Genomic DNA, 13526 nt, shown 5'->3' with positions numbered 1-13526 from the left:
ATATTTATTCTGCTACTAAAGTTGTAAAAAATCTAGTCAATATGTAGCAAGTATCATTAATTGAAAAAATGTAAAATAAATTTAAGAATCAAAATGTTGGAAGGGAGAGAGAAACCAATTGGATAGAGAAAATAATAAAAAACTTGTAGTAATCACTGGGGTAACACAAGGATTAGGTCGGTCATTAATTGACCGTTTTTCTGAACTAGGTTGGTTGATTGTTGGATGTGGTCGTTCCAAAAGTAAGATAGAACAAATCAAGAGACATTTTGACAACAAACATGATTTTCAATCCATTGATGTTTCGGATGATAAGGCTGTTAAAGCTTGGGGAGAATATATTCTTCAGCAATACGGTGCACCAGATTTACTAATTAATAATGCCTCTATTGTAAATAAAAATGCGACGCTTTGGACTATTTCTTCGGAAGAATTTGCAAATGTTATGAATATCAATGTGAATGGTGTAGTTAATGTGATCCGGTCATTTATACCAGCTATGATTCATAATAAACGAGGCATCATAATCAATATTAGTTCAAGTTGGGGACGTTCCGGTGAGGCAGAACTTGCACCGTATTGCGCTTCCAAGTTTGCTATAGAGGGTTTGACTCAATCAATGGCACTAGAATTACCGAAAGAACTGGCAGTAGTTGCACTAGATCCAGGCGGAGGCATTCATACTTCGATGTTACAATCATGTGCACCAGAGTATATATCGAGTTCTCCAACAGCTGAGGCTTGGTCACATGTCGCTGTACCGTATATGCTTAGCATTACATCAAATGATAATGGGAAATCCCTTACTTGCCCATAGGTTTACTAAGTTTACGACTGATAGCTGTGAATATATTTTTAATTTGATATGGGGCGTTCTTGTTAGAGAAGTTTAACGGGGATTACATGCATTTGTTTTTTTAATCACTCGTTTGTACTGCTAGTAATACACAACTTCTTTAGGATATTAATATGTAACGAGAGCACTGAAAAAGTTTTAATATAACAAGAAGACAATTATCCATCATTGATGAATAATTGTCTTCTTCATGCTGTCCGTATTTAGAATTCATATTTTCATTTATAAGCGTTTAGATGCTTTTGCTACAATAGCTTCTTATATATTTCTGTTTATAAAAAATAAAATTTATTTATTTGCCCCATTCATTGCATACAAGTAAAAAATATAATCAGTCGAAGTTCCTGTATAACCTAACTGTCTTAACATTGCCGTTATATTTCCGCGATGATATGTCCCATGATTCACAACATGTTGAATCAATTCAAAGACATTCGTGTCTAATCGTCCAAAGTGAGGGTGTTCAGGTGAAATGGCTCTCTCTAAGTTCTCTTCACGGATGAAAAATGTTTGATATTCTTCAGATAAAGTTAAAAATAGCTGTTCCATTTCCTGAATAGTTGTATCTTTTATTTTTTCTGAAAGATGAATTGCTGATGTTTTTACTTCAGTAAAAGGTTTTCCTAATAAAGTACCTAGCCAGATTGTATCAGCAATATATATATGTATAAACGTTTGTGAAATAGAAGGGAATACACTTTGTATTTCTGTAGACCAAACGTCTGCTGGTAATGTTGTTAAGTGTTCAAATAGCCTTTTGTTTGCCCAAACGTGATAATCATACGCTTGTAAGACATGATGTTTCATTGAAAATCCCTCCAGTTTCAGTTGAATTCAAATTATAAAGAAATCGCTCACTTTATATATACAACCAACGTTTATGACTTTCCTGTTAGAAACTATGAAAAAGCAGTTTATGAAAAGGAAAGGCAATCTATTACTATGTTCTGCATAGTTTCACGCCTCAAAGCAAAAAGTAACGTTGGAGGTGAGCAAAGTGGGTCGAAAAATTAAGCAGGATCCTTCTAGAGCAGGTCTTGGCTCTTCACAAGTTGAAGGTCAAGGGACGACTACGCGTGAAACAGGTTCCGTTGAAGTTCCTTCATCAAATAAGAGACAAAAACGTAGTTAATTATAATTTGTTATTTTTTTGTTGTTGTGAAAGCTTTATTTATGTTAAACAAGTGCAATTTTAAGATGAAAATTGCACTTGTTTTCATGCCTAAAATATCTAAAGTTGAGTTGGAAATAATGAAAGTTCTTTGGTCAAAGGCGCCTCAAACAGCAAATGAAATTATTAAGGATCTTGAAGGGGAAATGGATTGGAGTCCAAAAACAATTCGAACGCTAATTAACAGATTGGTGCAAAAAGAAGCGATATCGGCTCATCAAGAAATCGGAAAAATGTATACATATACTCCTTTTGTGTCTCAAGATCATTATTTACAAGTAGAAACTTGGTAGATAAAATAGAAGTCAATGGTAAGGCAGGTACATTATTTTTAGCAAAAGCTTCTCTTCAAAAATCAAACTCCAATTTTCATGCTTTAGCAGAGGGGTATAAAGTAGAAAACCTTAAAATTACGTATGAATAATGATATGGTGTAATTTGTTTAAAGTTTAATAGCTGAAGTTTTTTAATTAAATAAAACTGAAATATTTTTGAGTGCTGAAGAAAGGAGGTTCTATATAAAATGGGAGACTGCTGCGGTACTTCGAAAAGTGTAACTAGCGATGTTGTTTGTCCTTTATCCAAAACGAAAGGAAAACAAATCAAGTTGATTACATTAAAAAGCATGCTGAATGCTAGTGCGCTCACTCGATTGGAGTCAGATAAAACATACTATTTTTGTTCAGAGCAAGAATGTAATGTAGTGTACTTTAATGAAGAACAGCAAGTATTTACCAAAAACGATCTTAAGGTTCCTGTTTTTCAAAAAGATATAGAAGAAGATGTGCCTGCTTGTTACTGTTTTAATTGGACACGAGCACGTATTTGTGAAGAAATAAAGCAAACCGGAAAAAGCCAAGCGGTACAAGATATATCAATGCATATTCAAGCAAATCGTTGTGGATGCGAGGTAAATAACCCTCAAGGATCTTGTTGTTTAGGAAACGTATCTGCGTTTATAAAGCAAGTTGAAAAATAATATGATTAACTTCCGCTAACAGTAGTGATGTAAATAAAGCAAAAAAAATAGCTAGAACTTGTAGTAGTTATCTACCTCAATTCTAGCTATTTTTGTTTATTCAGAATCGATAAGGTTAACAGCTATAATTTTCATGTCGGGCTGTTGAGCTAATATTTGTGGGCAGGTTAGTTTAGTTTAATAACATCAGTAACTTTATCATATCTGGCGAGAAGACCCCTACCTCAAGCGCGCAACGGTAGGTGGGGGATGAATCGCTTTTTTTGTTTTTTTTAGTATATGAATAGAAACATACGTTCTTATTTGGTATACTTTGTGTATACAAAACAAGAAAGGAGTGTGTCCAATGAAAAAAGCATATTTTTCAATTCGTATCTATAAGAATGCACTGAATCCCAAATATGTTGAAGCGATTGGACATGCTCTTTTCGTATTTAACCGTGCGAAGCATTTCGCTTTTCAAACGCAAGTGTTAGAAAAACGTTCTGGTACCTCCAGACGTTCTGATAGTATGCAAATGACTGTGAAATCACGTTTTAGTCTGAATGATTATTATGCAAATAGTGCTGTGCAGGAAGCCAATGCACTGTTTTCTTCTCAGACAGAATTGAAAAAATTGTATATTGAAAATAAAAATGAACAGATGAAAGCTGTAAAAAAGAAGATAAAGAAAACCAAGTCAGATTTGACAGTGCTGAATAAAATAAAAACATCGTTTATCAAAGGGAAGCCAACGTTCAATAAAACGTCCAAAGAACAACAAAGGGGACAATATTTTGTTGTGCAATTTAAAGAGAAAACAGATATTTACTATCATGCCTATCAATTTGAGCATGAATATTTAGATGTACGTATTCAAACACTTCGTTCTCGTTTAGGTAGCCTTGCATTTCGGCTAGATAGACTACAAAAACTACTTCATAGTTTAAAAAATAATGTTGCTTCTGTTGTATTTGGGAGTAAAAAATTATTCAAAGCACAACATACTGTAGATACTTATGTTCAAAATCATACACTTTGGGTGCAGGATTTTGAAAAAGCTCGTTACAATCAAATGTTGATTTCAGGTCGAAAAGACGCGAAATCAGGAAACTTTGTTTTTACATATAATACGGAATCACAATCTTTACACTTTACAACCCCAAACAGTGTTGCAGTTGAAATTCCCAACCTTACATTTCCGTATGGACAAGAACAAGTGAATGCAGCTGTACAAAATCAATGGAATTGCAAAGATAAAAAGAAGGCAGGAAAACCAATCAGTTGGGCAATTGAAGATCACGGGGAGTATTACATTTTTAAATGTTTAATAGATATTAAAGAGAACCAAAATAAAAACTTCAGCAAGTCCGATGGTGTCATTGGAGTAGACTGCAATTTTGATCACTTTGCTTGGTCAAATATCAATAAACAAGGACAACTCATACAAACGGGTGTATTATCCTTTGATATTTTAGGGAAAACATCAGAACAAATTACGAAAATGATGGAAGCAGAAGCTATTGCATTCGTTGATATTGCTGTAAAAGCAAATAAACCGATCGTTGTAGAAAAACTAAACACAACAAAAGCAAAGGTTAAGAACCCTTATGGCAACAAAAAAGCAAATATGATGATGAGCATGTTTGCTTATAAAAAGATGATTTCAGCTATGAAAAGTCGTGCTGAGAAGATGGGTGTAGCGGTATTTGATGTGAATCCAGCGTACACTTCTCAAATTGGTAAAATCAAATATATGAAACGTCTTGGTATCAGCATTCACCAAAGTGTGCGTGTGACCAAAATAAGAACTTCAGCAAATCCGATGGTGTCATTGGAATAGACTGTAACTTTGACCACTTCGCTTGGTCCAACATTAATAAACAAGGACAACTGATAAAAACGGGTGTATTATCCTTTGATATGTTAGGGAAAACATCAGAACAAGTTGCGAAAATGATGGAAGTAGAAGTCATTGCACTAGTTGATATGGCTGTAAAAGCAAACAAACCGCTTGTTGTAGAAAAATTAAACACAACAAAAGCAAAGGTTAAGAACCCTTATGGCAATAAAAAAGCAAACATGATGATGAGCATGTTTGCTTACAAAAAGATGATTTCGGCTATGAAAAGCCGTGCTGAGAAGATGGGGGTTGCAGTATTTGAGGTAAATCCAGCGTACACTTCTCAAATTGGTAAAATCAAATATATGAAACGTCTTGGTATCAGCATTCACCAAACAGCTTCTTATGTCATTGCTAGAAGAGCAATGGGGTTTAAAGAAAAACTTCCACCAATTTTGTATTCCCTATTACCGGAGAAGATGGTAGGTCTGCATCATTGGGCGCAATGGAAGTGGTTGTCTGGCATCCTGTCTGATTTGCGTGTTCACACATTCTATCAGATGGAGCTTTCGAACCATAACAAGATTCGTTCTGTGAACGAACTTTTTCCTCCAGGAGCTCTTACAGACTTGGAAGTAAAAGGTTTGTCTAAGTTTGAAAGCAGAAAACCCATACCTTGTTGAATGGGTATGATCTTCTAAGCATTTTGTCTTAGTTGTTCCTTTTGGGAATCCCCTTCCTCAAAAATCTGTTAGGATTTTAGGTGGGGATAGTTCAATCAGAAATAAATGCTGTAAATAATGAAAATATAAAAAACCTGGCGGGAGAAACAATATCTAAATAATGAAAGGAAGGAAGAATTATGTCCCATAACGTAAGAGCAAGAAGAATCATTTTAGATTTAGCAGTTACTTTAGATGGTTTTATTGAAGGGAAAAATGGGGAAGTTGATTGGTGCATCATGGACTCTGAGATGGGGTTTATTCATTTCTTAAATCAAATTGATACTATTTTATATGGAAGAAAAAGCTACGATTTATGGGGACAATTTACTCCAGAAATTGAAGATACTGATACTGAAAAAGAAATTTGGGAATTAGTTCATAGTAAAGAAAAATATGTGTTTTCCAAAACGCAAAAAAGAACTGATAATAAAGCAATATTCATAACTGATAATATTTTTGAAGAAGTAAATAAACTAAAGAATAAGCCTGGTAAAGACATCTGGCTTTATGGCGGAGCGAGTCTTATTACAACTTTTATCAATTTAGGGCTTGTTGATGAATTTAGATTATCTGTTCACCCTGTTATTTTGGGAGAAGGAAAACCGTTGTTTATTGATATAAAACAGAGGTTGAATTTAAAAATGGTTCATACAAGAACGTTCTCCTCTGGCGTTGTGCAACTAATCTATCATTTCAATGGGAATTAATAATGTTGCACATTCCAAAGATAAACATGAAATATATAAATACAAATTGAAAACACGACGTAAACCCGCTTTTTTTAGGTGGGCGAGAGCAACTGGCCATGCATAGAAGCGGTCAGGGCCTTTTTCTGCCACGTGCGATGTTTAAAACAAAAGGAGCAGGCCAGTAGGAGGGCATGTTGTATTCCGCATAGCAGGGATTTATATGTTGGAAAATCAAAGTGGATTTGTATGTAGAATGGATAAATATTTTTTCTGAAACTGCATTCCATAGTTCTTTAAAACTTATTCCCATATATTCCACAAATGCAACTTGCAATTGCGGAATATATGGGAATTTATATTTCTCCCTATCGTTACAATTTTGATTAAGGGATAGCATCACATCGCGATCAAGCTAAGGTTTTAATATCCCCCCTAACTATTTTGAACGTAAGTAATTTGTAAGGAATGGGTAAGGAAAAAGAAAGTTTCATTGCGTATGATAAAAATATAACGAGGCGTGAAAGGCGGAACAGATATGACGTATATATGAAAAACAAATTGGTAGAGATGATAGCTGTGTGGTTAGTATGAAACAGCAAGCAACCACCTATACAATATGAATAGAGGAGAGGAATGCCGAAAACACGTAGTCAAATTACATTTGCGAGTCTGGCCCTTTTAATAGCTGGAAGTTCCCTGCTATACACAATGCCAATCTCAATTGTAAAAGCAGAGCCCACTCAAAATGTATCTAGTTCGTTACAAACAAGCACTCAACGAGAGCGTAATTCCGTCAAGTAAGCAATGCGTGATATATTGCAACTTGGAATCCCGGGGATACTCGCTAAAACTTCCGAGGATGGAAAAACGTGGGGTTATGCCGCTGGGGTAGCGAATCTGAGCACCAAGCAACCAATGAAAACAGATTTTCGCTTTCGCATCGGCAGCGTGACGAAGACGTTCACTGCAACAGTTGTACTTCAATTAGCTGGAGAAAACCGCCTGAATCTAGACGACTCCATCGAAAAATGGTTGCCTGGTGTCATTCAAGGAAACGGATATGATGGTAACCAGATTACGATCCGGCAGATATTGAACCATACAAGTGGTATCGCTGAATACTTAAGGTCAAAAGACGCTGATATGATGAATACCAAAAAAACATATACCGCTGAAGAGATAGTGAAGATCGGGATTTCTCTGCCTCCGGACTTTGCCCCAGGAAAGGGCTGGTCTTATTCAGACACAGGATACGTATTACTGGGTATCCTTATTGAAAAAGTAACCGGGAACAGCTATGCGGAAGAGATTGAAAATCGGATTATTGAACCGCTTGAGCTGTCGAATACGTTCCTACCTGGCAATTCAAGCGTTATTCCAGGAACCAAGCATGTCCGTGGATATGTCCAACCAGACGGAGCAAGTGAGCTGAAAGACGTTACTTATTATAACCCAAGTATAGCTAGCCCGGCTGGAGATATGATTTCTACTGCTGACGACTTAAACAAATTCTTCTCTTACTTACTCAGTGGCAAATTACTGAAGGAACAGCAATTAAAACAAATGCTTACTACAGTTCCTACAGGAAGTGCTGAAATCAGCGGATATGGTCTTGGAATCTATGAAACTAAGCTTCCAAACGGTGTCTCGATATGGGGACACACAGGTAGCATTCCAGGGTTTGTTACTCTTGTTGGAGGTACACTTGGAGGTAAGCATACGTTGGCCGTCAATATGAACAGTATGGGTAAAGCTAACTTTAAAAATATTTTACTTGCTGAATTTAGCAAGTAGGCAAAAAGGAAAACCGGATAAAATTTAGGTTTTAATTATCTGGCAAGTCATCAGGATTCTAGTATTACTCTTGAACGAATTAACAAGGCATTATGCCTTGTTGCTATTCGAGATAATAAAATTATTGGTTCAATTTCTTATTACTCACCAGAGAACAACAAAGGATGCAATTGGTATAATAAAGGTAATGTAGCAACAATAGGTCAGTTTGGCATTCATCCTTCTTATCAATCAATGGGAATCGGAAGAAAGTTGATGGAATTAGTTGAAGAATTAGCAATAAAAGAAGGGATAGAGGAGTTCGCATTAGATACAGCTGAGGGAGCCAGTCATCTTATTAAATATTATGGTGATAAGGGATATCGTTTCATTGAATATATCAATTGGGAAATTACAAACTACAGAAGTGTTGTTTTAAGTAAAAATTAAAATAGCTACTGATAACAAGGATTGTGTGAATAGGAAATCTCTTTCTTAGAATACGGAAGGGTTTTTTAGATGAATTTAATTAAATATAAAACATATCTAAATTATAATATACAAATATATTTAAAAATTGGTATGGTAAATAATGAGGAATAGAGTCCTATTAATATAGGACTCTGAAGAAAGGTTATAAACTTGTTTATAACCTTTCTTGGATTTAAGTTATTTGAATCCGGTGGTGCTTACAAGACAGAAGTATGATCCGAAATAGCATTAATGATCCTATCCCAATCGTCAAAGTGATTTTCATGACCTGAGCCTTCAAGAGTCAATAATGATGAATTGGGAATTTCATTAGCAAGAGCTAGACCATGCTCATATGGGAGTACTGTATCTTCTGTACCATGAATAACCAAAACAGGTACGTTGATTTTTGTTAACATCCCCTCGTAGGAATCATCCCCTTTAAGAAGTGCATGATTAAACATGCTGAGGAGATTATTAGCTCGTTTAATTTCTGTAATTACTGGTTTATAAGCCCTCTTTTCATCAAATGTATGTTTTGAACCACAGAGTAATCTTGACCCTGCAACTAAATAATGTGCTACTGAATCTTGATCCGACCAATTCAGCGTGGCTCCATTCGCATGGTAAGCTAGTATTTTTTCATCCATTGGAGGCAAATTCCGGCTGTTTTCATCAGATCCAAAAATACTCGAAGCCATTAAAGTGAGAGTTAAAATTCTTTGTGGGTGTCTTAATGCTGCGACTTGAGCAATCATACCTCCCAATGACATTCCGAAAATGTGTGCTTTGTCAATATGATATGCATCAAGTACCCCAACAACAGCATCATCAGCCATGTCTGCCACAGTATAGTTAGAAGTCCCAGGTTCATATACAATGGAACGTCCGACGTCCCTATTATCGTATCGGATAACAAATCTCCCTTTATCAGCTATTTTTTGGCAGAATTCTTCATCTCAATAAACCATCGAACACATAGCTCCCATAATCAATAAGATTGCCGGATTGGCTGGATTACCGAAACTTTCTGTACATATATCAATTCCATTCATTTTAAAAATCTTTTCATTCATGATTAGTTTCTCATTTCATTCGAATTTGGTTAATAAAAAAAGGTACACCCAAATAAACTCACAAGTTTTTAAAGAATGAATGAGCATAAATGAACTGTACCTTAAATTAACGAAAACGAATAAATTTAATAATCATGACCTACACTCTCCTAAAATAAAGAATTTTTTCTTATTTCAAATAATAGCACATCTCTATCTGCTATGATCACAAATGTCTTGTCCTTAATGCGATTATCGGTCCACGTTAACATGTTTTAAAACTTATTTCACGATCTAAATCTTTAATAGAATAATATGAATAATGTTTGTAAACATCTTTATTATAAATTATCAAACTTTATTTGTTAGTTAAGAGGTTAATACAAAATAAGTGATTTAAGGTTGATGTAAGGTTCTCTTTAGACTATGGAAAGGTGGACGCATTACAGTTGAAAGAGAAGAGAAACATCTAAAAATTTTAAATAAAATCTTTTTTAAGCGCTTGTGGACCAATATACAGCAAAATAACATTCTTCTGTTTCCATAACAAAAAATACATTATTCCATTCTGGTTCATAAGCATAAGCAAGTCTGATTCCATCACTAGGAAATTCAATAGGTTTGATAAAAGGAGCATATTCGTTTCTCACTTTTATGAATTCTTCTTTGGATATTGCCTTTAATTCTTTTTGTTCTTCTCTAATTTTTTCTTCATACTCCTCCATGGTCATTTCTTTAACATTTTTCCCTTTATACCAAAACCAATGTCTATTTCTCCCTTCAATGAATTGACATTGTACTGCAAACTCCTTCAGGGTTTTGATACTGGCGTATTCATCTTTTCTTTTGGTATGTTCAAAAACATATAATGTCTCTTCCCATCCGCCCATTAATTCATCGTCTTCAAACACAAAATATTTCACATTTACCATCTCCAATTGTCCATTTACATATATTTTATTGTGGTTTTGAAATAAAGTCGTGATGTTTATAAAAAAATTGTACAGTTTTGCTTCTTTTTGATTAAAGAATTCTAAGAGGGTTAGAAAAATAACACGAAAATATAGAATAATTTTACTATGGTATAATTTGAATATGCATTTTAATAGTGAAGGAGGTTCTATTTATCAATGAAATCATCTCTATAGTAGCTATAGCTTAACATCTAATAAAGAAAAACTTCATAATAAAGAGGCGTTTATATTGAAAGTAATTAAAAACGTAATATTGTTAGCTGTATGTTTCTTATTTTTGAGTGGTTGTAACTATGAAAATGAAAAAGAGGTAAAAACATACTTTAAAGAAAAATATGGGATTGATGTTATTGTAACAGATTGGGAAGAAATACATTCAGGGAATATGGGACATGTATATCATACTGTTCAAGTAAAAGATAATAAACACATTCAATTTCGAGTGGAAGTAGATGGTTTATTTTATTCTACAATAATAGGTGATGAATACAAAGATGGTAAAAATGCATATGAAGCATATGAAAAATTCAAACCAATTCTGAAAGAAATCGAAAAGTTAGGATTCTCGGAACCTGAAGATGAAAATACTATTCAATATATAACTGATCATATTGAAGAATACCTAAACAATAATTTGCTACTAACTTTAAAAATGAATAATAAAATCGATTACAGTCAATTTGAATCGACAGAATTAGATCGCTTCTTTGCTTTATTACAACTCATTCAAAGGAATAATAAAAAAATAGCAGAGCTTAATATAAAAGACAATACAGGTGAGTATACTAGATTTTATTATACAAACATACAAAAAAATCCAACGAAAGAGGAACTGCTATTAGCAATGAAAAACGCATCACCAGATTACTGGACATATTTAATTCAAACACAAGTCCATGACAAAATAAAAGAAATTCAAAATGAAAGATTTATATTCAAAGAAATTACTTGTTCATATACAAAAAATGGGGACTGTCCAGCGTATAATGTAACCTTAGATTTTAATGATGGTATGTTGCAATATAAAAACAACCCAAATTTAATCGAGGATTTAATCAAAGTAGCCACTTGGATTAAAGAAGAACTACATAACAAACAATTCAATATTAATTTGACCTACAAAGGAGGTACGAAGTGGGAAGGGAGGATGTCGTCAGAAGATATGGAAAAAAGGAATAGTGTTGAAGATTATATGAAAGAATATTTTCGTGAAAAATAATTACATATTGTTTATTTACTCCAAGTATTTGCTAAGCGAGAAAGTATTACATAGTTTTTATCGAGAATAAAATGAATGTCATGAAATCCATTTTGATCAAACTTTTTTCAAAGTGGATTCTTTTTATTTACCATAGAATACTAGCTTAGGAAGCGTTTTTAATAATTCTTAATTCATTTCTAAATGTATCATAATAGTCAATATAGCTCGTTTCCAAATATATTCTTTCCTGTTTATGATACGAAACGCTTACTTCAAGATTTTTAGCCATCGCCTCACATAAAATCTCATTTATAGCTTCTAATTGCTGTTCATCTAAAATTGGCATTGGAACATGATTTTGTTTTTCATATAATTCATTTAAAAACGTAGTTAATTATTATTTCTCATGAGTCTACTATGTAAAAAAAGCCAATGGAGTTATACTTATTAACTTGAACTGCCCGTAAAAGCTCGATTGGTTCAGTGAGAGATGAAAATACCTCCACTGATAGAAGTGTTACTTTCATATTATAAAATAAAATATTCTAAAGATTCATAAATTTTAATTGTTAAAGTTGGACATTATTGTATAATGGAATATGTTAGGAAATATATTTGTGGAAGGAGGAATAATCTTGTATACTTTTAAATTTCATACAAGAACAATTACGATGTCCAGCATTAAGCCTACTTATAATAGGTACGTTAAACCTTAAGCAATAATGATCTGAAATGAACTTGTGTGAGATTATCGTAAATAGATAATCTTTTTAATTTGCTTATTGGTAAATGATTATTCATGTACTTACCTAGGTTTATGGACTCCTTATCCTAGCAGCATTGTTCTTGCTATAAACTAGGAGGAAGAAAATTAAATGATGAACTTACTGTCCAACTCAGTGCAAATAAAGGAAAATGAACTGGAAAAAGTCTTAAAGGAAATTCAAAGCGGGCAAAAAACGTGGGATGAAGAGAACAAGATTGATATTGTTAAAGCGATGATTAACCATATCGGTTCAACGGATAGTGAACTTAGAGAATGGATCTACAGTTCTTTTAATCAATTGATATTAGATAATAAACTTGCGCATGAGTTTTTAGCGGAAATATTGGATTTTTGTTTAAGTGACTTGTTATTTAAAGGGATTGGAGAAAATGGGACAGACACTGTGTTTACAAGGTCATTTACCTCACTTTTAATAGCAATCATTTTATACAAAGATAATGAGGATCATTTTATACCTCAATCCATTGTTTATAAAGTAAAAGATGAGTTAATTCATTATATTAATTTGGAACAAGATCTAAGAGGATATGTCCCTGAAAAAGGATGGGCTCATAGTGTAGCACATGTGGCTGACGCTTGTGAGGAACTTGTAAAAAACGAAAAAATAGAACAAAAGTATTACTCAGAAATATTAGAAACGCTTTGGAAAAAAATATTTTGCACAAAAGGTGTTTATATCCATAATGAAGATGGGAGAATTATAACACCAATTCTAACAATGTTAAATCGAGGATTAGAGATAGAGAAAGTAGGGGCTTTAATCAAAGGTATACCAATGGAAATGAAATCTCAAAAAGAAGAGCTTGATGATGAACATTATTTGTTCCTAAAAGCAAACTGTAAGTCATTTTTAAAAAGTTTTTATGTAGAAATTGCTTCACATTCTAATTTGTTATCACTGCAAAAAAATATTGAAACTTGCTTATCAGAAATTTAAAGGCTTTATTACTTGTTCAACTAGCAGGGACGTAAATGAAAGCAGATGCGTAGATTTTGGCTATCCGACTTAGGATAGCTTTTCTT

Annotated in this window: 11 protein-coding genes and 4 pseudogenes; 11 read left to right on the top strand and 4 right to left on the bottom strand. The window is 33.6% G+C overall.

What is annotated here, in order from left to right; all coding sequences use genetic code 11:
• The first annotated feature begins 118 nt into the window (after positions 1 to 118).
• The gene (locus tag BR72_RS03540) at positions 119 to 817 is read left to right on the top strand and encodes an SDR family oxidoreductase (RefSeq protein WP_035430161.1); all 699 of its coding nucleotides are present in this window, start codon (positions 119 to 121) and stop codon (positions 815 to 817) included.
• Positions 818 to 1144: 327 nt separating this feature from the next.
• Here the strand turns inward: BR72_RS03540 and BR72_RS03535 are convergent, their stop codons facing one another.
• Complete coding sequence (locus BR72_RS03535) at positions 1145 to 1663, bottom strand: DinB family protein (RefSeq protein ID WP_035430159.1); 519 nt, start codon at positions 1661 to 1663, stop codon at positions 1145 to 1147.
• 190 nt (positions 1664 to 1853) lie between these two features.
• Here BR72_RS03535 and BR72_RS25225 point away from each other — a divergent pair, with 190 nt between their 5' ends.
• From BR72_RS25225 to BR72_RS03495, 8 genes and pseudogenes are all read left to right on the top strand, one after another.
• The gene (locus tag BR72_RS25225) at positions 1854 to 1988 is read left to right on the top strand and encodes a YuzL family protein (protein WP_081904772.1); all 135 of its coding nucleotides are present in this window, start codon (positions 1854 to 1856) and stop codon (positions 1986 to 1988) included.
• Positions 1989 to 2074: 86 nt separating this feature from the next.
• Positions 2075 to 2314 (top strand): annotated as a pseudogene (locus tag BR72_RS03530) (BlaI/MecI/CopY family transcriptional regulator); the annotation flags it as partial.
• Between the two features lie 236 nt (positions 2315 to 2550).
• Complete coding sequence (locus BR72_RS03525) at positions 2551 to 3006, top strand: putative iron-sulfur cluster-binding metallochaperone (RefSeq protein ID WP_035430156.1); 456 nt, start codon at positions 2551 to 2553, stop codon at positions 3004 to 3006.
• Positions 3007 to 3352: 346 nt separating this feature from the next.
• Positions 3353 to 4828, top strand: coding sequence for an IS200/IS605 family accessory protein TnpB-related protein (locus BR72_RS03520; protein WP_051957208.1), 1476 nt, complete (start codon positions 3353 to 3355; stop codon positions 4826 to 4828).
• A gap of 80 nt (positions 4829 to 4908) precedes the next feature.
• Positions 4909 to 5511: an IS200/IS605 family accessory protein TnpB-related protein gene (locus BR72_RS24860; protein ID WP_051957207.1), complete on the top strand. Its 603-nt coding sequence runs from the start codon at positions 4909 to 4911 to the stop codon at positions 5509 to 5511.
• Positions 5512 to 5690: 179 nt separating this feature from the next.
• Entirely contained in the window at positions 5691 to 6260 is a 570-nt protein-coding gene (locus BR72_RS03510) for a dihydrofolate reductase family protein (protein WP_035430154.1), read from the top strand.
• A 615-nt stretch (positions 6261 to 6875) separates the two neighbouring features.
• Positions 6876 to 8036 (top strand): annotated as a pseudogene (locus BR72_RS03500) (serine hydrolase domain-containing protein).
• 39 nt (positions 8037 to 8075) lie between these two features.
• Entirely contained in the window at positions 8076 to 8465 is a 390-nt protein-coding gene (locus BR72_RS03495) for a GNAT family N-acetyltransferase (RefSeq protein WP_331280385.1), read from the top strand.
• A 239-nt stretch (positions 8466 to 8704) separates the two neighbouring features.
• Here BR72_RS03495 and BR72_RS03490 read toward each other — a convergent pair.
• Both BR72_RS03490 and BR72_RS03485 read right to left on the bottom strand, forming a co-directional pair.
• Positions 8705 to 9562: pseudogene (locus BR72_RS03490) on the bottom strand (alpha/beta fold hydrolase).
• A 473-nt stretch (positions 9563 to 10035) separates the two neighbouring features.
• A complete protein-coding gene (locus tag BR72_RS03485; RefSeq protein WP_035430150.1) occupies positions 10036 to 10464 on the bottom strand; it encodes a hypothetical protein in 429 nt (142 codons plus the stop codon).
• A gap of 280 nt (positions 10465 to 10744) precedes the next feature.
• Between BR72_RS03485 and BR72_RS03480 the strand changes: the two genes are divergently transcribed.
• Positions 10745 to 11734 (top strand): hypothetical protein, encoded by a 990-nt coding sequence (locus BR72_RS03480; protein WP_035430147.1) that lies wholly within the window; start codon positions 10745 to 10747, stop codon positions 11732 to 11734.
• A 145-nt stretch (positions 11735 to 11879) separates the two neighbouring features.
• On the opposite strand, the pseudogene BR72_RS25220 reads toward BR72_RS03480, so the two are convergent.
• A pseudogene (locus BR72_RS25220) lies at positions 11880 to 12086 on the bottom strand (YolD-like family protein); the annotation flags it as partial.
• A gap of 505 nt (positions 12087 to 12591) precedes the next feature.
• Between BR72_RS25220 and BR72_RS03475 the strand changes: the two are divergent.
• Complete coding sequence (locus tag BR72_RS03475; protein ID WP_081904768.1) at positions 12592 to 13440, top strand: DUF2785 domain-containing protein; 849 nt, start codon at positions 12592 to 12594, stop codon at positions 13438 to 13440.
• Positions 13441 to 13526: the final 86 nt, after the last annotated feature.

The organism is Bacillus sp. UNC322MFChir4.1, assembly GCF_000746135.1.
In the GTDB taxonomy this organism is placed as follows: Bacteria; Bacillota; Bacilli; order Bacillales; family Bacillaceae_G; genus Bacillus_A.
The sequence above is the reverse complement of the archived record's forward strand: the minus strand, read 5'-3'. Positions and strand labels throughout refer to the sequence as shown.

Bases quoted from the DNA above. Each gene is read 5' to 3' on its own strand.
- BR72_RS03535 (WP_035430159.1), bottom strand. From the start codon at position 1,663: ATGAAACATCATGTCTTACAAGCGTATGATTATCACGTTTGGGCAAAC.
- BR72_RS03525 (WP_035430156.1), top strand. From the start codon at position 2,551: ATGGGAGACTGCTGCGGTACTTCGAAAAGTGTAACTAGCGATGTTGTT.
- BR72_RS03520 (WP_051957208.1), top strand. From the start codon at position 3,353: ATGAAAAAAGCATATTTTTCAATTCGTATCTATAAGAATGCACTGAAT.
- BR72_RS24860 (WP_051957207.1), top strand. From the start codon at position 4,909: ATGTTAGGGAAAACATCAGAACAAGTTGCGAAAATGATGGAAGTAGAA.
- BR72_RS03510 (WP_035430154.1), top strand. From the start codon at position 5,691: ATGTCCCATAACGTAAGAGCAAGAAGAATCATTTTAGATTTAGCAGTT.
- BR72_RS03475 (WP_081904768.1), top strand. From the start codon at position 12,592: ATGATGAACTTACTGTCCAACTCAGTGCAAATAAAGGAAAATGAACTG.